A 21,459-nucleotide genomic window follows, 5' to 3' on the forward strand; every position below is an offset into this window, starting at 1 on the left:
CGCACCGTGCCCCGGACTGCCGCCGTTGTTTCCCTGTTCAACCCCGACGACGCCGTGCTGGCGAACGCCGCCGCGCTGCTGGCCCAGGTTGACTCGGTGGTGGTCGTCGACGACGGAAGCCCCGAAAACCCCGCCCGGGTTCTGGCCCGGCTGGAAGCCATGGGCTGCACGGTGGTGCGGCTCGCCGAGAACTCCGGTATCGCCGCCGCACTCAATGCGGGCATCACCGCGGCGCTCTCCGCGGACACCACCGCCGCCGGCACGAAGCCCGACTACATCCTGACGATGGACCAGGACTCGCTCCTGGACCCCGGCTACGTCGACGCGCTGCTCGCGGCGGCGGCTGCCGCCGCGAAAGCCGGCGTCGACGTCGGCATGGTCGCCCCGGCGTCGGTCCGCGGCCTGCCGGTGCGCCGCGGGCCGGTCATTAACGGCATCCAGCTGGGCGGCGAACCCATCCAGTCGGGACTGCTGATTCCCGTGCCGGTGCTTGAACGGCTGGGCCTCTTCCAGGCCCCGCTGTTCATCGACGGCGTGGACAGCGAGTTCTACCTCCGCTGCGAAGCCGCCGGGCTCCGCACGGTGCTGGCACCGGAGGCGGCACTGAACCACGCCCTCGGCAGCCCGGCTGCGGCGAACGTTTTTGGCCGGGATGTGTCCGTCGGCGGCCGGCCGCTGACGGTCCGGACGGCCGCGGACTGGCGCTACTACTACCTGTTCCGGAACCGGATCCTGCTGGCCCGGCAATACGGCAGGCGCTTCCCGGCGTGGACGGCCAAGGGCTTCCTGGCCGACTACCGCCATCTGGCAATCGTCACCGTGCTCGCCCCCGGCCGCGGCATCCGCCTGGCCAACGCTTTCCGCGGGGTGGCCGACGGCGTTCGCGGTGTCTCGGGGCGGCGCGCACGCCGCTAGTCAGCCGGCGCCGCTCAGCCTGCGCCGGTCAGCCTGGCGCTGGTCAGCCGGCGTTCCTGGCCCGCCGCATGACGGGACGCTCGACGAAGAACCAGCTCGCCGCCGCGATCGGGATGGTGCACAGGGTGGCCGCCACGGTGAACCACGCCACGCCCCAGTGGTACGCCCCAAAGACCGCCAGCAGCTGCTGGACCGGAAACGCGTAGATGTACGCGCCGTAGGAGATGTCGTGGCGGCCCACGATGGCCGGCTGGGGCAGCCAGGTGGAGATCCACAGCAGCCCGTAGGCAATGAACGGTGCGGCGAGCTGGCCGCCGAACCCGTCCACGAGGAAGATCGACGCTGCAGCGAGCACAATCGCCACCGGCCCGGCCACTTTGTGGATGCCGATCTTGTTACTGAGCACCTGCACCACGGCTCCGCCGAGGAAGTAGGGCACCAGTCGGGCGGCGAGTTCGAAGTCCAGGTTTGACTGCAGGAACGGTTTGAGGGTTTCAATGTTGGCCCACAGGACCACGCTGGCGACGAACGCGGCGATGATCGGCCACGGCGACTTCCGGACCAGCGGGATGAACCCCATCACGGCTACCAGCAGGTAGCACATGAACTCGAAATACAGGGTCCAGAGCGAGCCGTTCCAGGCACCCGGATACGGCACGCCGGCGGGGGTTCCGGCAATGTCGTAGCTGACAATCCGCAGGGACAGGTTCGCGAAGATGGAATTCAACGGGGTCGTGGCCGTCTGGAGGAAGCCGTGCAGGGATCCGTGCTGGATCACGTAGGCAACCGGAGCGAAGGCGAAGGCCATGACGATCAGGCAGACGATGAACGCCGGGAAGATCCGGGCAACACGGTGGACCAGATACCGGCCGATGCCGCTGCTGAACCGGCTCGCGGTAATCAGGTAGCCGCTGATGCCGAAGAACCCGGCCACCGCCCAGCCGCCCAGGTTTTCGCCGCGGAACCCCCAGCCGTTGCCGGCGCCGACAATGTGCCAGCTGTGCGCGAGCAGCACCATGAACGCAAGAACGAGCCTGATGAGGTTCAAGCTGTTCTTCCGCGGGTCCAGCCGGGTCCCGACGCTGGGGGCCGGCTTTGCCTTGGGTGTCAGTACAGCTGCGCTCAAATCCTGATGTCCTTCGTCGCTCAAATCCTCGGTCACCTGTTAACCCGGGTCATCCAGTCCAGCCCCAATTCTACCTTGCACGGGCCCTTCGGCTTCCGGCTCCGGTGCCGGCTGGTTTGCTGTCACAGGCTCCCGTGCGGGAGGATTGGGCCCATGCGTGGAATAATCCTGGCCGGCGGTACCGGCTCCCGGCTTCACCCGATCACCCTCGGCATCAGCAAGCAGCTCGTTCCGGTCTACGACAAGCCGATGATCTACTACCCGTTGTCGACGCTGATCCTCGCAGGCATCCGTGACATCCTCATCATCACCACGCCGCATGACGCGGAACAGTTCCAGCGCCTCCTGGGCGACGGTTCTCAGTTCGGCGTGAACCTCACTTACGTCCAGCAGCCCTCACCGGACGGCCTGGCCCAGGCGTTCGTGCTGGGCGCGGAGCACATCGGCAACGAGACCGTGGCCCTGGTCCTGGGTGACAACATCTTCTACGGACAGGGCATGGGCACGCAGCTGCGCCGGCACGCCGACATCGACGGCGGAGCCGTGTTCGGGTACTGGGTCCGGGACCCCAAAGCCTACGGTGTGGTGGAATTCGACGACGCCGGCAAGGCCCTCTCGCTCGAGGAAAAGCCCGCAAACCCGCGCAGCCACTACGCCGTGCCGGGCCTGTACTTCTACGACAACGACGTCATCGACATCGCCAAGAACCTCAAGCCCTCCCCCCGGGGTGAACTGGAAATCACCGACGTCAACCGCACCTACCTGGAACGCGGCAAACTACAGGTCGAGATCCTGCCGCGCGGGACCGCCTGGCTGGACACCGGAACCTTCGATGACCTCAGCGACGCCTCCAACTTCATCCGCACGGTGGAGAACCGCCAGGGACTGAAGATCGGCGCGCCGGAGGAGATTTCCTGGCGGCTGGGCTTCCTGACCGACGACGAACTTCGCGAGCGTGCGGAGCCCCTGGTTAAGAGCGGCTACGGATCCTACCTGCTGGGACTGCTGGACCAGACCATCTGACGTGCCCGCCTGTCCTGACGTCCCCGCCGCCCGCGGGGCGGCGCCTGCCGGCGCCCGCACTGCCCCGAAACTGAACCGTTGAGCTGGCCCGAGACGCTGCCGTACCTGCTGGCGGCTGTGCTGTTCCTGCTGCTCCCGGGTGCCCTGGTGACACTGAGCCTGGGCCTGCGGGGACTGTCCGCCGCCGCCCTGGCCGGTCCGGTGACCATTTCGATCGCGGCCGTGCTGGCAGTGCTCCTGCCGTTCATTTCCATCCCGTGGTCGGCGGGCGCAGTCATGGCCGGAGGCGCCCTGTTGTCCGCAGCGGTCCTCGGGTTTCGCCGCGCCCGCGAGGGCAGCGGCCTGTGGCGTTCCTTCACTGCCGTGCCGGGGGCCCACGAGCCTGGGGCACAGGAGCCGCGGAGGCGAAGCACGGCCTGGGTTGCCGCGGCTTTCGCCGCGGGTGCGGCCATGGTCCTTGTGGAGCTCGCCCTGGCCTTCGGCACGCCGGAGAGCTTTTCCCAGACCTTTGACAACGTCTTCCACTTGAACGGCGTCCGGTACATCCTGGACACGGGCAGCGCCTCGTCGCTGACGATGTCGAAGATGACCAGCGGCGACGCCGCACCGTACTTCTACCCCGCCGCGTGGCACGGGCTTGCCGCCGCCCTCATCCAACTGACGGGCCTGCCGATCCCGGCGGCCGTCAACATCCTGAACATGGCCGTGGCGGCGGTCGTGTGGCCGCTGGGCTGCATGATGCTGACCCGGACAGTCGCAGGTGACCGGCCCGTCGCCGTCGGCGCCGCCGGGATCCTCGCCGCCCTGTTCGCCCCGTTCCCGCTCCTGTTACTGGACTTCGGCGTCCTGTATCCGAACTTTCTCGCCATCAGCATGCTGCCAGCCGTCCTGGCCGCCATTGCGCTGCTGTTCCACGTGGCGCGGCAGCTGGAATGGCCGCCGCTGCCACGCTTCACGCTGCCGCTGGTGATCGTTCCGGGACTTGCCCTGGCCCACCCGAACGGATTCATGTCCCTCTTGGTCCTCTCCGTTCCGATCATCCTGCAGGAATACTCCCGCTACCTGCGCGACAGCGCACACCGGGCCCGGCATCGCACGGCCTGGATCGCGGCAACCGCAGGCCTCGCAGCCGGTGCGGTGGCCCTGGTCGTACTGTGGACCGCCATCCGCCCGCCTGAAGACGCCGCGTTCTGGGGCCCGGTGCAGACGCCGCGCGGTGCCGTGTTCGACATCCTCACCAACGGCGCCATCGACCGGCCCGCGGCGGTCGGCGTCAGCTTCCTGATGCTGCTCGGCCTCTTCGTCTGCTGGCGGCGCGGCGGCAGGACCTGGATGATCGCCGGATTCCTCATCATCGCCGTGCTGTATGTGGTCGTCTCCGGCACCATGAAGGGCGACCTGCGCAGCGCCCTGACCGGCATCTGGTACAACGACAGCAACCGGATCGCCGCTCTCCTGCCGCTGACAGTGCTGCCGTTCGCCGCCGTCGGCGTCGATTCGGCGGCCGCCTGGCTGCGGCGCGTGGGTGACCGGCGCGCCGCGGCGCGGCAGGCCCGGACCGGCGGCCCGCACGTGGCGCAGGGCTCGGGGATTGCCTACGCCGTCGTCTGCGGTGTCCTGGTTCTGGCCGTGGCCGCCTCGCAGGTGCCCTCGCTGCGGTACGCGATCGGCTCGGCCCGCATAGCCTACCGGGAGTCGGACCATTCGCTGCTCATCACGGCGGACGAGCAGAAAGTCATTGACCAGCTGGACCGTATTGTTCCCGCGGACGCGGCCATTGCCGTGAACCCGTGGACGGGCGGGGCGCTGGCGTACGCCCTGGCCAACCGGGAGACCACCGCCAAGCACATCCTGACCGCCAACACGGCCGCCGTCGAGACCCTCAACCGGAGCCTCCGCGACGCCGACAGAGATCCCGCGGTATGCGCAGCCCTGCAGGAAACGAAAGTCCGGTACGTCCTGGACTTCGGCTCCAACGAGGTCCACTTCGGCGATCATCCGTTCCCCGGGCTGGAGCACCTGAACAACTCGCTCGCCGTCAGGCTGGTCCTGGCCGAAGGCGGCGCCCGGCTCTACGAAGTGACGGCCTGCCGCGGAACCTAGGTGTGCTCGATCAAGGCCCGCGCATTTCCAGGGCTGGGACGTAGTCCATCGCCGCCAGAGTCACCCAGCTCCGGATGTCAGCCCGTGCTGTCTTAAATGTCAGTGCCCCCTGTCATGCTGTGGGTATGGATCGCAGGGCGGCATTCAGTCGAGCGGGATCGAGTCGAGCGGGGTCGAGTCGAGCGGGGTGGAGCGCTGAGAGCGGGGAGGCCTTGGCGGCCGTCGGCGCGTCTGTTGCCGCGCTGGCTGCCCTTGCCGGCGGGGCCGGTGGCGCCGGCGCGGGCTGCGCTGATGTTGATGAGCCCGGTGGGGATCCGTTGCGGGATTTCGCGGATGGCTGCCTGGACGGGTTGGCGTTAGTGGCGCGGCTGGAGGCCGGGATGGCGGCGTTGAAGGTGCGCCTGGCCGCCGACTACGTGCAGGCCGCCGGGTACCTGGCCGGCCCGGCCGCGTCTCCGCAGGACGCGTCAGCGCGGGAGCTGGCCGTGGTCGCGGAGGTCGCGGGTGTCCTGACCGTGAGCGAACGCTCCGCCTCGGCGCTGCTCTCCGACGCGCTGGCATTGGTCTCGTCGTTGCCGTTGACGTTGGCGGCGTTGCAGGCCGGGGAGCTGTCCTGGCAACATGCCCGGATCATGGTCGATGAGGCGGCGAACCTGGACCGGGCCGGGGCGGCCGGGCTGGAGGGGCATTTTCTGGACCCCGCCGCGCCGGATCCGGCGCGGGGCTGCCCGGCCGGGGAGCTGGCCCCGGGCCGGTTCCGGGCCAAGGCGCGTGTGTGGCGGGAACGCCACCACCCGGACAGGACCGAGGCCCGCCACGCCACGGGGGTGGCGGAGCGGCGGGTGGAGTTCGTCCCGGACCGGGACGGCATGGCCTGGCTCTCGGCCCGGCTCCCGGCCGATACTGCCGCGGGGATCTGGGAACGGACCACCGCCGCGGCCCGGGCGCTGCAGGGCCCGGGCGAGTGCCGGACCCTGGCCCAGCTCCGCGCCGACGTCACCGCCACCTGGCTCCTCACCACCAACCTCCCGGGCACAGGCACCGGCGGTTCCGGCAGCACAAGTTCCGGCGCCGTCATGGCCGGCGCGGGCGGGGGCGGGGGTGTGCCGTCGCCGCGGGCGCAGGTCCTGGTCACGGTCCCGGTGATGGCGCTGCTCGGGGCCACCGAGGAACCGGCCATGCTGGACGGGTACGGGCCGATCCCGCCGTCAATGGCCCGCCGGCTGGTCGCCGACGGCGCCAATTCGTTCCACCGGGTCCTGGTCGACCCCCGCGACGGGGCGCCGCTGGAAATCGGGCGTACCAGTTACCGGGTCACGAAGGCGATGCGTCAGTGGCTGCGGCTGCGCGACGGCAAATGCCCGTTCCCGGGCTGTAACAACCCGTCGCTGGATAACGAGGCCGACCACCTGCTGGCCTGGGCCGACGGCGGGACCACCGGGGTGGCGAATCTGGCCCAGCCCTGCCCGAAGCACCACCGGCTCAAACACAACTCCACCTGGACACCCGCCGGCGCGAGCGGTGAGAGCCCGCCGGGCTGGACCTCACCGGCCGGACGCCACTACGCCAGCGAACACCCCGACTGGGAACCACCCCGCTGGCCCGAGCACTTCGTGCCGCCGGACCCCGGCCCGGACCCCGACGCCGCCCTGCCCCCGGACCCCTTCCCCGACTGGCACCACTTCTTGCCCGGACACGAAGTCCTGGCCCCGGCCGTCGCGTAATCAGTGGCGGCCGGGGTTGCCGCGCTTGATCCGCTCAACCTTCCAAACAGCCGCCGCCTAGCTGTGCCTGGCCAGTTCGGCGAGTTGCCCGGAGGCGTTCTCCGGCTCACCCACGTCCGCCGGAAGGGCAAGGGTCACCCGAAGGACCGACAAGCCGTCCACCGCTTCGAGGACGTACTCCGTGGTGCCGCTGAGCCGGTTCACCGAATACCAGGCGGCAGTCCCCACGCCAGGCACGGACACGGGCGCCATCATCAGCCGGGGCAACCCGAGCTTGTCCAGTGCCGCCTGGTCCGGGACGGTGGTCCGGGCGATGATCAGGGCGTTGCCCGTATCCGGAGCCTGCCCGGCACCGACCGGGGCCAGCGCGAACGTGCAGACACGCTCTGCCACGCCATCCTTGGTGGAGGCCTGGACGTCGGCTTCCTGCACGCCCTCGGCCACGGGTCCCAGCAGCTGCTGGATCTCCTGCAGCGCCGGGCGGGCACAGTCCTCACGCGGCGCCGGCAGCACGGTGCGCCCGTCGTGGGTCAAGGGATCGCTCCCGGGGGCGACGCCGGACGTCGCGGTCGGGGTGGGGGCGGGGGCTTCCGCGGTGGGAGCCGCAGTGGCGGCCGCCGATGGTGACGGGCCGGGCGCCGGGGCTGCCGTGCAGGCGCCCAGTGACAGGCCGGCCGCGAGGGCCAGGAGGCCGGTGAGGCCGAGCCGGCTAGTTGAAGATGTCATACGCCACTCCCATCACGAACCGGTCGCCGGAGTGCGCTGTTCTCAGGTACTGCAGGAGATCCCCGTCGTTGAGCGAGATGCAACCCCATGTTGGCAGGTTGTTGCCGTGCAGGAAAATCGCGAATCCGGCGTTCATTGTGATGGGCGCATCCGGGGGCCGGTTGTAGTTGATGACGACCCCCTGCCGGTAGTCATGGGACGGCCGGGTGGCGAAATACCACATGTTCTCATCCGGGAACACGTCCGCGCTCGATTCGAAGTACTTATTGTAGTTGGCGTTGAGCCGGCCGCCCCAGCGCGAATAGGGGTTGAGGGTGCGGTACGGCAAGGCCGTGCCGGGGTTGCCCAGGCCAAAGGCCTGGGTGACCGTGAAGGATCCTGTCGGAGAGAAGGCCTGCCACGTGGGTCCGGTCGCGACTCCGGGCGCCGCGAAGCCGGACTCACCGGCATGCCCCAGGGCGCCCCACTCCTTGGCGTAGCTGCCATCCGTCCGGCGGACGCAGGTGATGAAGGTGACGCCGGTGTCCCTGTATTCGTCGGCGATCGCGAAAGACACGCGCGGGGCGCCGGCGGTGCGGTACTTCACGGCCCCCGAGTTGAGGGCCGGGCAGTACGCGGCCGAGGTCAGCCGGTAGCGGACGCCGGTTCCCGGGAACCACTGAAGCCGGCCGTACTGGAAGGACTGGCTGCAGTACCCGCTGCGGTCGCACGCCTCCGCCGTGACGGGATACCCGAGCGCACCGTCCTGGGCCTTGCGGGCCGCGTAGAACTGTCCGAGGCCGCCCCACACGGCCTGTGTCCCGGCGCCGGCGGCGTAGTAGATCCGGCCGCGCTGGAAGGCTTGGGAGCAGCCCCCGCCCCGCAGCCCGCATTTCTCCGCGCCGGTCGGGTAGCCGAGGTACCCGCCGCTGCCGCCCAGTGCCACGTAGCGGGCGTTGATGGCACCCCAGACCGGGAAGGTACCCGCGCCGGGGGCGAAGTACACGACGCCGCGCTGGAACTTCTGCGTGCAGGCCCCGCCGGGCAGCCCGCACTTTTCGGCTCCCAGCGGATAACCCAGATACCCCTTCAGACCGCCCTGGGCGTCGTAGGCGGCGCGGATGGCGCCCCGGACCGGATACGTTCCGGTGCCGATCACGTTGTAGAGGACGCCGCCCTGGAACGCCTGCCGGCACACCCGGGGCTCGCCTCCGCAGCTGGCATCCGCCACCGGGTAGGCAAGATAGCTTCGGACGCCGCCGGCGTTGCGCCACGCATTCAGCACGCCGCCGGAGAGCAGGTGGGCACCTGTGGCGTCGCTCCAGACGATGGATCCGTTCTTGAAGGCCTGCAGGCAGCCGCCGTCGGGCAGTCCGCACTGCTGCGCGGCAGTCGCAGGTCCCGCGGCGCCGTCGGCACCGCCAAGCCGCTCATATTCGATGCCGATCGCCCCGGGCACGCGGATGGCCGCCTCCGCAGCGGCCGGCGCGGGCGCCGCCTTGGCGGACGCCCCTGCGGACTGGGCGGCAGCCGGGGACGCACCGGCGGACGGCGGGGTTGGTGACGGCGTCGGGGCCGGCGTCGGGGCCGGCGTCGGGGCCGGCGTCGCCGTCCGTGCGGGTGAGGCCGTTGGTTTTGGCGTGGATGTCCCTGCGGCAGTGCGCGACGGCGCGACGGCCGGTGTCGGCGTCGGCGTCGGTGACGCTATGGCCGGGGATGTCGTCGGGGCACCGGGCGGGGGCGCGGCTGTCTGCGCAAATGCTGTCTGGCCGAGGCCTGCCAGCACGGTGATGCTCACTGCCGCGATGGCCACGGCCCTGGTCACGATCCGCGCAGCTGTCATTTTTGCCCCCCGGCATCCCCCGGTACGGGGCTGAGCCCCCGTACCGGGCCCATCCTAGCGGACGGCGCGCCGGGAACCTCCCGGGCACGCCGCCGCCGGGCGCCGACGACGCTACAGGGCTGGCGTCTACCGGGCGCGGGACCGGCTACAGGGCGAGCGAGCGGCGCCGGAGTTCGCCGACGACGTCGTGGACTTCCCCGTCCATGACAATCTCGCCGTGTTCGAGCAGGACCCCGCGTTCACAGACGGTTGAGACAAGGTCCAGGTCATGGCTCACGACAAACAGGGTTTTGCCCATTTCCGAAAGTTCCTTGATCTTCGCGATGCACTTGCGCTGGAACGGCTCGTCGCCCACCGCGAGGATCTCGTCAATCAGGAAGACTTCCGGGTCGGTGTGCACGGCGATGGAGAATGCCAGCCGCAGGTACATGCCGGAGGAGTAGAACTTCACCTCGGTGTCGATGAATTCACCGATTTCGGAGAACTCCACGATTGAGTCGAACTTCTCGTCGATCTGCTTTTCGGTCATGCCGAGGATGGCGCCGTTGAGGTAGACGTTGTCGCGGCCGCTGAGGTCATGGTGGAAGCCGGCGCCGACCTCGATGAGCCCGGCGACGCGCCCGCGGGTGCGCACGGTTCCGGCGTCGGGCTGCAGCACTCCTGAGATGAGCTTCAGGAGCGTTGACTTGCCCGATCCGTTCAGTCCCATGAGCGCCACCGTCTCGCCCTGCTTGACTTCGAGGGAGACATCTTTGAGGGCCAGGAATTTCTTCGACAGGTCCCCCTTGCGCCCCTTCACGAGCCACACGAGGGCTTCCTTCAGGGAACGGGTGTGGCGGAGCACGAACTGCTTGCGGATGTCGGTGCAGATGATGGCCACCTGGCCGTGCGGCGTCATGTCAGAGCTCCTGTGCGAAGTGGACGGCGAGCCGGCGGAACGTCAGCTGCCCGAGGAACAGCACGGCCGTCGTGATCAGCAGGGCGACGGGCAGCCACAGTGTCAGCAGCCCCGGGGGCGTGGCGTCGCTGACCAGCTGGTCCGGTTTGAGCGTCGGTTCCCAGAAGGACCAGTGGAAGACCTCGACGGCGACCGTCATCGGGTTCAACTGGTAGATCCAGAACCAGTCGCCCAAAACCTTTTCGACCATCGTCCAGAGGTAGAGGACCGGGGAGGCCCAGGTGACGACCATGACGATCATGTCGACGATGTTCTCGGAGTCCCGGAAATACACGTTCATGGCGCCGAACAGCAGGCCGAGGCCCGTGCCGAGGACGGCGACCATGAGGAAGACCAGGACCACCGCAGCCAGTTGCAGGAGCGTCGGCGCCCATCCGACCAGCAGACAGGCGCCGATCAGCACCACCAGCTGGGGCAGGAAGTGGGCCGCCGACACCCACACCGTGGCCACGGGGAAGAGTTCCCGCGGCAGGTAGATCTTCCGGATCAGGTCCCGGTTGTCCACGATCGAACGCGTGGCATTGGACAGCGCTTCCGTGAAGAAGTTCACCAGGACAATGCCGGAGAACAGGTAGATGGCGTAGTTCGGTGTTCCATGCTGGAGGTTCAGGAAGATGCCCAGCGCCACGAAGTAGATCAGGAACTGCACGAGCGGCTTCACGTAGGACCACAGCAGGCCCAGCACCGAGCCGCGGTAGCGCACCTTGATCTCCTTGCGCACCAGCAGCTTCAGGAGGAACCGGTCCCGGTAGACGTCCAGGAGACCGTGTCCGGAGCCGGGCTTGATCAGTTGGTCGGTTTGACCAGCCATCTACCTGCCGTCCTCGGAGTGCGCCTCGAACGTCTTCTTCCAGGCGTCGATCGAGCTGATCTCGGTGACGGCGCGGCGGTACTGCTCGGCAAGGCTGTCCCATTCCCGGAACAGTTTCGCGTGCAGCATGGTCGCCTCCGTCAGCATGGATTTCAGCTTCTTCGGGTCGCGCTGGTACCACGACGCCCCGGTGCCTTCGGCGTTGGAGACCACGACGGAGTCATAGTGCGCCACGCGGTACCAACGGTTGTCCCGGTGGGCCAGGTAGCCCTGGGGCCGTTCGGCGCTTTCGGGTCCGGGGGCCTTGATGAGCTGGCGGGCCACGGTCTTGATGCCCCACGGGATCAGCTGCTTCTTGCTGGGCAGCCCCATCGCGGTCCCGCCCATCGGCCCGCGGCCGATCTTGGGTGCCGGGAAGTCATCGACGTCTTCCTTGAGCTGGGCGTCCGGGTAGTCGGCCTTCGCGGCGTTGATCTCCGGGAGCTTCGTGCCCAGAATCGCGTGCAGGTCTTCCGGCCCCTTCAACAGGTCGCGGAGGGCCTCGATGCGGCCGTGCTCGGTGAAGTACTGCATCGACACGAGGTGCTTGACGTCGGACTGCACCGACTCACGCAGGACGCGGCCGCCCTTGGGGTAGGGGCTGTGGATCAGGGTGGTGATCAGCCGGTTGCGGGCGTGGAAGTACGCCTGCCAGCCGACGAGGTCATCCTTGTCGATCCAGGACACGTGCCAGACGGCGGCGCCGGGCATCGACACCGTGGCAAAGCCGGCTTCCCGGGCGCGCAGCCCGTATTCGGCGTCGTCCCATTTGATAAACAGCGGCAGCGACAGGCCAATTTCCTGGATCACCTTCGTGGGAATCAGGCACATCCACCAGCCGTTGTAGTCGACGTCCACCCGGCGGTGCAGCCACGGGGTCTGGCGCAGGTTCGCGACGGAAAAATCGTGCCGCGTTTCCATGTCCGCATGGGGCAGCGCCGGCACGATCCGGTAGGGGTCGACGACCTCGCCGAACGTGTGCAGGATACTGCGGTTGTACAGGTCGAACATGTGGCCGCCGACAATCGTGGGCTTGCGGCAGTGGTCGGCAAAGGTCAGCAGCCGGACGATGCTCTCGGGCTCCACGACGATGTCGTCATCGAGCAGCAGGGCGTAGTCGCTGCCGTTTTCGACGGCCTCGAACATGCCGCGCGCGAAGCCGCCGGACCCGCCGAGGTTGGCCTGGTTGATGATGCGGAGCTTGCCGCCGAGGGCATCCCGGACCTCGGCGAAGCCCGCCTGGTCTTCGACCTTCTGGGTGCCCTGGTCAACGATCAGGACTTCCTTAACGTTCTCAAGCACATCAGGGTTGTCCGCCAGGATGCGGGCGTTGTTCAGGCAGAAGTCAGGCTTGTTCATGGTGGTGATTTCCAGGGTCACCTGGCCCTTGGCAGCGGGTCCGCCCTGGGCCTCCCACGCGCCGCTCTTCAGGACCAGCTCACCGGTGCTGGCCGCCAGGTCGAACCAGTACCAGCCGCCGTCGCCGAACGGCTTAAGCGAGAGTTCGAACGTGGAGGTGGCCTCGCCGTCGACATGCTTGCCGTCCACGCGCTGGACGGCGCCGCGGGCGTTCGACTTGTAAACCGTCACCGTGCCCGGGCCGGAAGTCTCCACGACCAGGCGGATGTCATGCACCGAGGTCCAGCGCCGCCAGTAGCTGGCGGGGAACGCGTTGAAATAGGTGCCGAAGGAAATCTGCTCGCCGGAGCGCACGCGCATGGAACTCCGGCTTAGGAGGTCCTCGAAGTGCGCTTCCCGGCGCTCCGAGCTGACCAGCTGCAGCTTGTCTTCGAGCAGCTTCGGGTTGCGGGCCAGTTCGTCGTTTTCCCGGAGGCGGATGCCGCTGGCGGAGCCGGCGTCGACGTAGAGGGGGACGGTGTCCGTCTGGTCCGTCGAGGGCAGGATAATCCGCTGGATGGTGTTCCAGCCAGGTGTCGCTTCAGCGGCGCTCATGCGTCCACTCCTCCGCTTTCAATCGTGGCGCCGGCCTCGAAGTGCGGCCGGATCTTGTTCTCAAACATGGTCAGGGCAGAGCCGATGGCCATGTGCATGTCCAGGTACTTGTACGTGCCGAGGCGTCCGCCGAAGAGGACGTCCTTTTCCGCCGCGGCGAGGTCTCGGTACTTGAGCAGGCGTTCGCGGTCCGCGGCGGTGTTGATGGGGTAGTACGGTTCATCGCCCTTTTCTGCCGCGCGGGAGAATTCGCGCATGATGACGGTCTTTTCCGTCTGGTAGTCGCGTTCCGGATGGAAGTGGCGCGGTTCGATGATCCGCGTGAACGGGACGTCGTCGTCGTTGTAGTTCACCACCGAGGTGCCCTGGAAATCGCCGACGTCGAGGACTTCCTCCTCGAAATCGATGGTGCGCCACGAAAGGTCGCCTTCGGCGTAGTCGAAGTAGCGGTCAACCGGACCGGTGTAGACGACCGGGATGGTGCCGACCACCTTGTCCTTGCTGTATTCGTGCGACTCGTCGAAGAAGTCCGTGTTGAGCCGGACCTCGATGTTCGGGTGCTCGGCCATCTTCTCGATCCAGGCCGTGTAGCCGTTGGTCGGCAGGCCCTCGTACGTGTCGTTGAAGTACCGGTTGTCATAGTTGTACCTGACAGGCAGCCGGGAAATGATGCCCGCGGGCAGGTCCTTGGGGTCCGTCTGCCACTGCTTGCCGGTGTAGTGCTTGATGAACGCCTCGTAGAGCGGCCGGCCGATGAGCTGGATGCCCTTATCGTTCAGGTTCTGCGGATCGGTGCCGGCCAGCTCGCCGGACTGCTCCTTGATCAGGTCCCGGGCCTGGCCCGGGGTGAGGTTGGCGCGGAAGAACTGGTTGATCGTGGCCAGGTTGATGGGCAGGGAGTAGACCTCACCCTTGTGCACGCCGTACACCTTGTGGACGTAGTTCGTGAACGAGGTGAAGCGGTTCACGTACTCCCAGACACGGTCATTAGAGGTGTGGAAAAGGTGCGCCCCGTAGCGGTGCACCTCGATGCCTGTCTGTTCTTCCTTTTCGCTGTAGGCATTGCCGCCGATGTGGTGGCGGCGGTCGAGGACGACTACCTTCAAGCCGAGCTCCGAGGCGGCCTGTTCTGCGATTGTCAGGCCAAAGAAGCCCGACCCTACGATGACGAGGTCAGCGGTCACAAACTCTCCTGATTCGAATGCGGGCAGCCCAATGTTGCGCATTGTCTGCTGAACTAGCCTACCCGAGGCTCCCCGCCAATCAGCGCCCGGCCCCTCACACGCGGGCTCCCGGTGCATGGTCCCGGCCGCCGCACCCGGTTATCCACATGGCCCAATCTTTCGGCCCCTTCCAGGCCGGCGCGTCCCTACCGTGGAATACGGACCGCCGCGCGGGAAAGGACGCCGGCAGAAAGGAGGCTCGGATGATCTTCCACTGCACCCTCGCACCCTGCCCGCCCGGGCACGGTCCGGCCGGGCAGGCCTCCCCCGGGCCGGACGGCCGGCTCATTGAGCTGGCCGCCGAGGTGCCCGAGCCGTGCCCGGGCGCGGAGCTGGAAGCCGCCATTGCCCGGCGTTACGGTACCGGTCAACTGTTTGTCCGGGGTGCGCCCGTCGCGGCCATGATAGTGGGCACGGCTCCCCTGGTCCCGGGTTCCGTGCTGGTTGAGGGGCCGGCTTCCCGGTGCTCGTCGCGGGCCGGTCGGACTGGGCCTGCCGCGTTGCTGCTGGTCGTGCACAGCGGCCCCGGGGCGGGCACGGTTGTCGCGCTCGGCCGGGGCCGGTTCCGGATCGGCCGCAGCGGCACGGAGATCGCGATCCCGGACGCGGCCCTCTCCCGGGAACATGCGCGCCTGGACGTGTCCGACGCAGACGTCACGATCGTGGACCTCGGCAGCGCCAACGGCACCTGCGTCGACGGCCGGAAAGTGCGGTCAGCACCGGTGACCACGGCGTCCTCGATCCGCTGCGGCGACTCCACCATGGCGCTCCGGCTGACGCCCCCGTTCGCGACGGATACTGCCCCGGACTGCCTGTCGCTGGCAGGGGGCAGCGTGGCCGAGCCGCTGGTCGTCCGCGGCACCGCAGCCGCAGGGAACAGGGCCGCCATCGCCCTCGCCGCGGCGCTGCCCTTGGTGGCCGGAATCGGCCTGGCGGTCCTGACCGGGACGTGGATGTTCCTGGCATTCACCGCAGTGTCCGCCGTCTCTGTCCTCGTTCCGGTGCTGTCGGGCCGCCGCCAGCGCCGGGAACTCAAGACGGCCGTGGCGGCGGCCGCCGTGCAGGACAGGGAACGACGCCGGCAGGCCGCCCCTTCCGTAGCGGACCTTGTCCTCGACGCCGTTGCCGCAGCGCCGGAGCCGGCTCGTGCAGCTGAGCGTGCATCTGCGCCACCACTCGTTGGACAGGCACCGGATGTCTGGCTGCGGCTGGGGCTGGCCGACCAGCGGGCGAATGTCCGTCTGGAACCGCCTGTGTCCGGCTTCCGGCCGCCGCCGCTGGGCGCGGTCCCCCTGACGCTGGACCCGGCCCCGGCCGTGGCCTCCGTCCACGGTCCGGGGCCGGCCGTGGCCGGGCTCGTGCGGTCACTTATCCTGCAGCTGGCCGGCTATCCCCGCGCCGGGGACACGTGCCTGATCATCCACGGCCCGGCCGGCACGCTGCCCCTGCCGGCGCGTTTCCTGCCCGGAGTCCGGCTATCGGCCGACGAGGCCGCAACGACGGCCCTCCTGGCTGCCGGACCCGCCGGCGGATACGGCCGGGGTGTCCTGATTCTCCGGGACACTCCGGACCGGGCAGGGGCTGCGGCCGGCGCGGATGGCGGCGCCGGGGCAACCATCCGGTCAGTGGCCACGGCCCACGGGTGGAGGGTGATTGATTGTTCGCCAGGGCAGTTTCCCGGGAAATCACCGGGGATCGTCCTGGGCCGGCGCAGTACCCTCACGACGTCAGCCGGCCCGCCCATTGAGTTCGTACCGGATCTGGTCCCACCGGAGGTGTTCGACCGCTTTTGCCGCGGCTTCAAGGCCGCAGGGCGCACCCGGCCTGTTGCGCTGCCGCCCGTCCCGCAGGGGTGCACCCTGGCCGAGGTCCTCCCCCTCGCGGCCGCGGACATTGCCAGCCGCTGGTCGCGGGCCAGCGCCGCGGCCGCCCTGACGGTGCCGGTCGGGGCCGGGAGCGCAGGTGCCGTGCAGATCGACCTGCGGGCCGACGGCCCGCACTTCCTGATCGCCGGAACTACCGGGGCCGGGAAATCGGAGTTTCTGCGGACGTTTGCCGCGGCCATCGCGGCCAGCCACCCGCCGGAGCGCGTTAATCTGCTCTTCATCGACTTCAAAGGCGGCTCGGGCCTCGGTCCGTTGACCGGGCTGCCGCACTGCGTCGGTATGCTGACCGACCTGGGCGCTGCCGACGTCGGTCGCACCCTCGTCTCCCTGCGGGCCGAGGTGCGCCGCAGGGAGGAACTGCTGGCCCGGGCGGGTGCCCCGGATCTCGCAACGTATGAATCGTCATCGGCCAACGGCCCGGCCGTCCCCTATCTGGTGATCGTCGTCGACGAATTCAGGATCCTGGTCGACGACGCTCCCGGCGCCCTCACCGAGCTCATGCGGATCGCCGCCATCGGCCGGGCGCTCGGAATCCACCTCGTCATGGCCACCCAGCGTCCGCAGGGTGCCCTTAATGCCGATATCAGGGCCAATGTCACGACCTCGGTCGCCCTCCGGGTCCAGTCCGCTTCCGAGTCCTTCGACGTCATGGGCTCCGGCCTGGCGGCCGCCATCCCCATCACACGTCCCGGCCGGGCGTTCCTGATCCGCGGCGCCCAAGCCCCGGAGGAGTTCCAAACGGCCACGCTGGCACCGCGGAGCGGTGGTCCGTCCGGCGGCGGAGTCACGATCCGCACGGCGGCGGAAGACCTCGCCCGGCCACAGCCGGAGGCCGGTGTTCGGTCCAACGGCTCGACCGGCGTCGCGTCCGGTCACGGCGTTCCTTCCGGCTTCGGCGGCTCCCCCGGCAGCTCTGCGCCTTCTCCCGTGCCGGAGGCGGCACAGGACGCTTCGTTCCTGGTGGACACCGTCGTGCGGTTGTGGCGGGCCGGGGGCGCCCGTCAGCCCCGCCGGCCGGTAGCGGATCCTCTGCCGAAGCTGCTGCCGTACCCGGGTCCCGGGCCTGCGGACCGGGCCGGGGTCCGGCTGGGCCGCGTCGACCTGCCGGAGATCCAACGCGTCGCGGAGCTGATCTGGAAGCCGGCCGGGCACGGCCATCTTGGCCTCGTCGGCGCCGAGGCCGTCAGGACTGACGCTGTCCTGGCCCTCACGGTCGATCAGCTGATGGCCGCAGGTGCCGAGTCGCACCTTTATGTGCTCGATGCCGCCGGCGCCTTCAGGACCGCCGCGGCGTCGCCCCGGGTCGGTGCGGTTGCCGGCCTGCCTGAACTCCGCAGGGCCGTCAGGGTGCTGCAGCGCGTCGCGCAGGAAGTCACGGCCCGGCTCAGCGTCCCGGCCGCCCGGCCCCGGCCCCGGCTGGTCCTGGTGCTCAGCGGTTGGGGGGCCTGGGTTTCGGCGTTCCGTGCCGGGCCGCTGGCCTGGGCCGAAGACCTCGTTCAGGACATTGTGCGGGACGGGCCGGGAGCGGGTGTCACTGCCGTCGTTTCGGGCGGACGCGAGCTCGTCACGTCACGCTTTTTTGCCGCCCTGCCCAACCGGATCTTTTTTCCCGCCGGGTCCACTGAAGAGGGCCGCCTCGCGTGGCCCCGGCTTCCGGCGCTGGAGACGCTTCCCGGCCGGGTCGCGGTGTTCGGGTCCTTTGTGCCGGCGTCCAGGGCCACGGCGGCGACCGGGGTGACAGCGGCGACCGGTCACGCAGCCCAACTGTACGAACCGCGCGATGCCGGCGGCCGGCTCCCCTCCGGCGGCGCAGTCTCAGAGCTGCCGTTTCGGATCGACGCGCTGCCGGTGTCCGTGACCGCGGGTGAGGTCCTGGCCCGGCGCGCCGCTTCCGGACCGGGCAGCGGGATTCCCCCGCCGTCCGCGCTGCTGATCGGGGTGGGCGGCGACGACCTCCGGCCTCAGGCCATCCGGCTGCCGTCCGGAGGTGTCCTGGCGGTCCTGGGCGGCCCGGGCTCCGGGAAGACGACGTTCCTCGCCGCGCTCCCGGCAATGAACCCCGGCATCGCGTGGCTCGCCCCTCCGTCAGGGACCGATCCCGGCCGGTACTGGTCAGGGCTCCACGCCGGCGCTCTCGCGGGGACCTTTGACCGGTCGGCGATAGCCCTGGCGGACGATGCTGACCTGCTCTCGCCTGAAGCCAACAGCAGCCTTGCGGCCCTGAACAGCCTGGGCTGGCGGGTGATCGTGACGGCCGATTTCGGTCCGGCCTTTGGGCACCGGGTCACCCTCGCCGCCGCCGCACGCAGCCAGGGCCGGGCGGTCCTGATTCGTCCCCGCGGCTTCATGGATGCCGAGGCCTTCGGAGTCCGGTTCGAGCCGGAGCAGAACCCGCCGCCGGGACGCGCCGTCGCCATTTCCGATGGCCGTGCGACACCCGTCCAGCTCGCCACACACCGGGCCGTCCCGTAGCCCGGGCCGTTGCGAGGGAAGGGACCAAACGGAGCGAGCAAGTGGGCCCGGGAAGGGGCCGTGGATCAGGCTACAGAGCCGGCGGAGCGCCGGCCGCCCGGGAGGCGAACGCGATGACCCGCTTGTCGAACAGAAGCACGATGGCGATCGCGGCCGGGACCAGCATGGCCAGGCCGGCCAGCGGATACCCGCCGGTCAGGGTCGGGAACCCGATGGTCAGCACAAAGAGCTGGGTCACCAGGGCACCGGCCCGCGGCCAGCGGAACCCCCGCATGAGGAAGCGTGCCACAGCGAAAAGCCATACGGAAAACGCCAGGAGCAGGATCAGCGTGAATACGGCACCCCAGAAGGAGAGCACCGGTGCCCCGGTCACGAGCTGGGAACCGTACCATACACCCGCCAGAAGCAGGGCCGTGGCCTCAAGCGCCACAACGGCGGCGATCACGACGACGGCCCGCGGCCGCACGGCTGCCGAGGCAGGGTTTTCTGCCTGCCTCACCGCATCGTCGCGGGAACTTTCCTGCGAGTTCCCCGGGCTGCTTTCCGGGGAGTTTTCGCGGGGATCTTCGGGATTCACAGGGGGCCTTGACACACTGGCACACTACCGGACATAGTCGTCTAGTTGTGAGGACGCCGCCACTGAATGTGATGCATCGCTCACGGCCCCGAGGCATTTTGACCTCTATTACCCCTTGTTTACACAGCGTTAACATGACACGCTTAATCCAGATGACCGAGGGGGCCCCAATGGGCCCTTTTCTTATGAAGCCTCTAGTGAATAATTTCACAAAGGCATTTAACGAGTTCCCAGGAATGGAGTGACTGATCAGCATGGATTGGCGTAATCGCGCAGCCTGCCTTGACAAGGACCCGGAGCTTTTCTTCCCCGTTGGAAACACCGGCCCCGCCCTCCTGCAGATCGAGGAAGCGAAAAGCGTCTGCCGGCGCTGCCCCGTCGTGGACACCTGCCTGCAATGGGCGCTGGAGTCCGGCCAGGACGCCGGCGTCTGGGGCGGCATGAGCGAGGACGAACGCCGCGCCCTGAAGCGCCGCGCAGCGCGCGCCCGGCGCGCTTCCTGATCCCGCGGCCGGAATTCCGGCACCACCGCATGAGCCGTCCAGCAATGGCCGCGGACCGACAGGTCCGCGGCCATTGCCCGTTTTAGGACGGCCGCTTAGTGTTTGGCAAGGCTCAGGACAATCTGTACCGCGGTTCCCCCGCCGTCGCGTGCCTGCCAGTGGATTGTGCCGCCCAGCTCGCTCGTCACCAGGGTGCGGACGATCTGCAGGCCCAGTCCCTCGGTATACGGGGTATCCGGCAGCCCGACGCCGTCGTCCTCCACCCGCACGGTGAGAAGTTCTTCGCCGTCCTCGGTCTCGGAGCGGTCGGCCACGAGCCAGACAGTGCCGGTCCGCCCCTCCAGCCCGTGCTCCACCGCGTTGGTGACCAGTTCATTGATCACCAGGGCCAAGGGGGTGGCGAAGTCGCTGGGCAGTTCACCGAAGAACCCGGAGCGCTGCGTCTTGACTTGCTGCGAGGGAGAGGCGACCTCGGCCGAGAGGCGGAACTGACGGCCAATGAGTTCGTCAAAGTCGACGCTTTGGGTCAGGCCCTGGGACAGCGTCTCATGCACCAGGGCAATGGTTGCCACCCGCCGCATGGCCTGTTCGAGTCCTTGCTTGGCCTCGTCGCTGACCATCCGGCGGGACTGCATCCGCAGGAGGGCTGCAACCGTCTGCAGGTTGTTCTTCACCCGGTGGTGGATCTCGCGAATGGTGGCGTCCTTGGTGACCAGTTCCATCTCCCGGCGGCGGAGCTCGGAGACGTCGCGGCACAGGACCAGTGCGCCGAACCGCTGCTGCTCGTCGCGCAGCGGGATGGCACGGAGGGAAAGGCTCACGCCGCGGGACTCGATTTCGCTGCGCCACGGCATGCGGCCCGTGACCACGAGCGGGAGCGTTTCATCGACCATGCGCCGGTCCTTGAGCAGACCGGCGGTCACCTCGGCGAGGGACCGGCCCTCGAGGGACTCGCCGTCGCCGAGGCGCCGAAACGCGGAGACCCCGTTGGGGCTGGCGTACTGCACAATCCCCTCGGCGTCGAGCCGGATCAGTCCGTCGCCGACACGCGGCGCGCCCCGGCGCGAGCCGGTGGGCGAGGCGAAGTCCGGCCACAGGCCCAACGTCCCCATCCGCAGCAGGTCGTAGGCGCACTGCCGGTAGGTGAGCTCAAGCCGCGAGGGCATCCGCGAGCTGGACAGATCCATGTGTGAGGTCACGATCGCCAGGGTGCGGCCGTTACGGACCATCGGGACCGCCTCGACCCGCAGAGCCATGTCGCTGCTCCAGTTGGTCTCGTTGGAGCGCTCGATCGCGCGGCTCTCCCACGCTTTGTCGACCAGCGGCTGCAGGTCCGACCTGATCCCCTCCCCCACGAAGTCGGCGTGGAACACCGTGTGCGTGGTGGAGGGGCGGACGTGGGCGAGCGCCACGTAACCGAGCTCAGGATGCGGGAACCACAGGGCCAGGTCCGCGAACGCGAGGTCGGCGACCATCTGCCAGTCGCCGACCAGGAGGTGCAGCCACTCGGCATCCCCCGGGCCGAAATCAGCATGCTCCCTGATAGGGTCCGTAAAGATTGCCACAGCACCTCCATTTGCGACGCCGGGGACGGCAGC

At 68.9% G+C, this 21,459-nt stretch carries 16 protein-coding genes; 7 read left to right on the forward strand and 9 right to left on the reverse strand.

Annotated elements, in window-relative coordinates; all coding sequences use genetic code 11:
• The first annotated feature begins 6 nt into the window (after positions 1 to 6).
• Positions 7 to 915 carry a glycosyltransferase gene (locus CFN17_RS18955; RefSeq protein WP_208749216.1) on the forward strand — a complete coding sequence of 303 codons (909 nt, stop codon included), beginning with the start codon at positions 7 to 9 and terminating at the stop codon, positions 913 to 915.
• Between the two features lie 43 nt (positions 916 to 958).
• Here the strand turns inward: CFN17_RS18955 and CFN17_RS18960 are convergent, their stop codons facing one another.
• Positions 959 to 2,041, reverse strand: coding sequence for an acyltransferase (locus CFN17_RS18960; RefSeq protein ID WP_208749217.1), 1,083 nt, complete (start codon positions 2,039 to 2,041; stop codon positions 959 to 961).
• A 153-nt stretch (positions 2,042 to 2,194) separates the two neighbouring features.
• Here CFN17_RS18960 and rfbA point away from each other — a divergent pair, with 153 nt between their 5' ends.
• From rfbA to CFN17_RS18975, 3 genes are all read left to right on the forward strand, one after another.
• Positions 2,195 to 3,064 carry a glucose-1-phosphate thymidylyltransferase RfbA gene (gene rfbA / locus CFN17_RS18965; RefSeq protein WP_208749218.1) on the forward strand — a complete coding sequence of 290 codons (870 nt, stop codon included), beginning with the start codon at positions 2,195 to 2,197 and terminating at the stop codon, positions 3,062 to 3,064.
• Between the two features lie 78 nt (positions 3,065 to 3,142).
• Positions 3,143 to 5,167 carry a DUF6541 family protein gene (locus tag CFN17_RS18970; RefSeq protein ID WP_208749219.1) on the forward strand — a complete coding sequence of 675 codons (2,025 nt, stop codon included), beginning with the start codon at positions 3,143 to 3,145 and terminating at the stop codon, positions 5,165 to 5,167.
• A 380-nt stretch (positions 5,168 to 5,547) separates the two neighbouring features.
• Positions 5,548 to 6,891, forward strand: coding sequence for a DUF222 domain-containing protein (locus CFN17_RS18975; protein ID WP_395925660.1), 1,344 nt, complete (start codon positions 5,548 to 5,550; stop codon positions 6,889 to 6,891).
• A gap of 57 nt (positions 6,892 to 6,948) precedes the next feature.
• Here CFN17_RS18975 and CFN17_RS18980 read toward each other — a convergent pair whose 3' ends face one another.
• Positions 6,949 to 7,617 (reverse strand): hypothetical protein, encoded by a 669-nt coding sequence (locus CFN17_RS18980; protein ID WP_208749221.1) that lies wholly within the window; start codon positions 7,615 to 7,617, stop codon positions 6,949 to 6,951.
• Entirely contained in the window at positions 7,601 to 9,055 is a 1,455-nt protein-coding gene (locus CFN17_RS18985; protein ID WP_208749222.1) for a L,D-transpeptidase family protein, read from the reverse strand. Before CFN17_RS18985 ends, CFN17_RS18980 begins: the two co-directional genes overlap by 17 nt.
• Positions 9,056 to 9,059: 4 nt before the next feature.
• Here CFN17_RS18985 and CFN17_RS18990 point away from each other — a divergent pair, with 4 nt between their 5' ends.
• Positions 9,060 to 9,473: a hypothetical protein gene (locus CFN17_RS18990; RefSeq protein ID WP_208749223.1), complete on the forward strand. Its 414-nt coding sequence runs from the start codon at positions 9,060 to 9,062 to the stop codon at positions 9,471 to 9,473.
• Between the two features lie 111 nt (positions 9,474 to 9,584).
• Here the strand turns inward: CFN17_RS18990 and CFN17_RS18995 are convergent, their stop codons facing one another.
• The 4 genes from CFN17_RS18995 to glf are packed head-to-tail and all read right to left on the reverse strand — an operon-like array spanning position 9,585 to position 14,384.
• Entirely contained in the window at positions 9,585 to 10,337 is a 753-nt protein-coding gene (locus CFN17_RS18995) for an ABC transporter ATP-binding protein (protein WP_208749224.1), read from the reverse strand.
• A 1-nt stretch (position 10,338) separates the two neighbouring features.
• A complete protein-coding gene (locus CFN17_RS19000) occupies positions 10,339 to 11,208 on the reverse strand; it encodes an ABC transporter permease (protein WP_208749225.1) in 870 nt (289 codons plus the stop codon).
• Entirely contained in the window at positions 11,209 to 13,200 is a 1,992-nt protein-coding gene (locus tag CFN17_RS19005; RefSeq protein WP_208749226.1) for a glycosyltransferase, read from the reverse strand.
• Complete coding sequence (gene glf / locus CFN17_RS19010; protein WP_208749227.1) at positions 13,197 to 14,384, reverse strand: UDP-galactopyranose mutase; 1,188 nt, start codon at positions 14,382 to 14,384, stop codon at positions 13,197 to 13,199. The genes CFN17_RS19005 and glf overlap by 4 nt, the downstream gene beginning before the upstream one ends.
• Before the next feature lie 242 nt (positions 14,385 to 14,626).
• Here glf and CFN17_RS19015 point away from each other — a divergent pair, with 242 nt between their 5' ends.
• Positions 14,627 to 18,781 carry an FtsK/SpoIIIE domain-containing protein gene (locus tag CFN17_RS19015; protein WP_261792280.1) on the forward strand — a complete coding sequence of 1,385 codons (4,155 nt, stop codon included), beginning with the start codon at positions 14,627 to 14,629 and terminating at the stop codon, positions 18,779 to 18,781.
• Between the two features lie 70 nt (positions 18,782 to 18,851).
• On the opposite strand, the gene CFN17_RS19020 is transcribed toward CFN17_RS19015, so the two are convergent.
• Positions 18,852 to 19,280, reverse strand: a complete 429-nt coding sequence (locus CFN17_RS19020; protein WP_261792281.1) for a hypothetical protein — start codon at positions 19,278 to 19,280, stop codon at positions 18,852 to 18,854.
• 332 nt (positions 19,281 to 19,612) lie between these two features.
• On the opposite strand from CFN17_RS19020, the gene CFN17_RS19025 reads away from it, so the two are divergent.
• Positions 19,613 to 19,861, forward strand: a complete 249-nt coding sequence (locus tag CFN17_RS19025) for a WhiB family transcriptional regulator (RefSeq protein ID WP_003804966.1) — start codon at positions 19,613 to 19,615, stop codon at positions 19,859 to 19,861.
• A 95-nt stretch (positions 19,862 to 19,956) separates the two neighbouring features.
• On the opposite strand, the gene CFN17_RS19030 is transcribed toward CFN17_RS19025, so the two are convergent.
• The gene (locus tag CFN17_RS19030; protein ID WP_208749228.1) at positions 19,957 to 21,426 is read right to left on the reverse strand and encodes a sensor histidine kinase; all 1,470 of its coding nucleotides are present in this window, start codon (positions 21,424 to 21,426) and stop codon (positions 19,957 to 19,959) included.
• Positions 21,427 to 21,459: the final 33 nt, after the last annotated feature.

Origin of the sequence: Arthrobacter sp. PM3, from assembly GCF_003352915.1 — a bacterium.
GTDB lineage: Bacteria > Actinomycetota > Actinomycetes > Actinomycetales > Micrococcaceae > Arthrobacter.

Bases quoted from the DNA above. Each gene is read 5' to 3' on its own strand.
- CFN17_RS18990 (WP_208749223.1), top strand. From the start codon at position 9,060: ATGGCCGCCTCCGCAGCGGCCGGCGCGGGCGCCGCCTTGGCGGACGCC.
- CFN17_RS19015 (WP_261792280.1), top strand. From the start codon at position 14,627: ATGATCTTCCACTGCACCCTCGCACCCTGCCCGCCCGGGCACGGTCCG.
- CFN17_RS18995 (WP_208749224.1), bottom strand. From the start codon at position 10,337: ATGACGCCGCACGGCCAGGTGGCCATCATCTGCACCGACATCCGCAAG.
- CFN17_RS18975 (WP_395925660.1), top strand. From the start codon at position 5,548: ATGGCGGCGTTGAAGGTGCGCCTGGCCGCCGACTACGTGCAGGCCGCC.
- CFN17_RS18980 (WP_208749221.1), bottom strand. From the start codon at position 7,617: ATGACATCTTCAACTAGCCGGCTCGGCCTCACCGGCCTCCTGGCCCTC.
- CFN17_RS19000 (WP_208749225.1), bottom strand. From the start codon at position 11,208: ATGGCTGGTCAAACCGACCAACTGATCAAGCCCGGCTCCGGACACGGT.
- rfbA (WP_208749218.1), top strand. From the start codon at position 2,195: ATGCGTGGAATAATCCTGGCCGGCGGTACCGGCTCCCGGCTTCACCCG.
- CFN17_RS19005 (WP_208749226.1), bottom strand. From the start codon at position 13,200: ATGAGCGCCGCTGAAGCGACACCTGGCTGGAACACCATCCAGCGGATT.
- CFN17_RS19025 (WP_003804966.1), top strand. From the start codon at position 19,613: ATGGATTGGCGTAATCGCGCAGCCTGCCTTGACAAGGACCCGGAGCTT.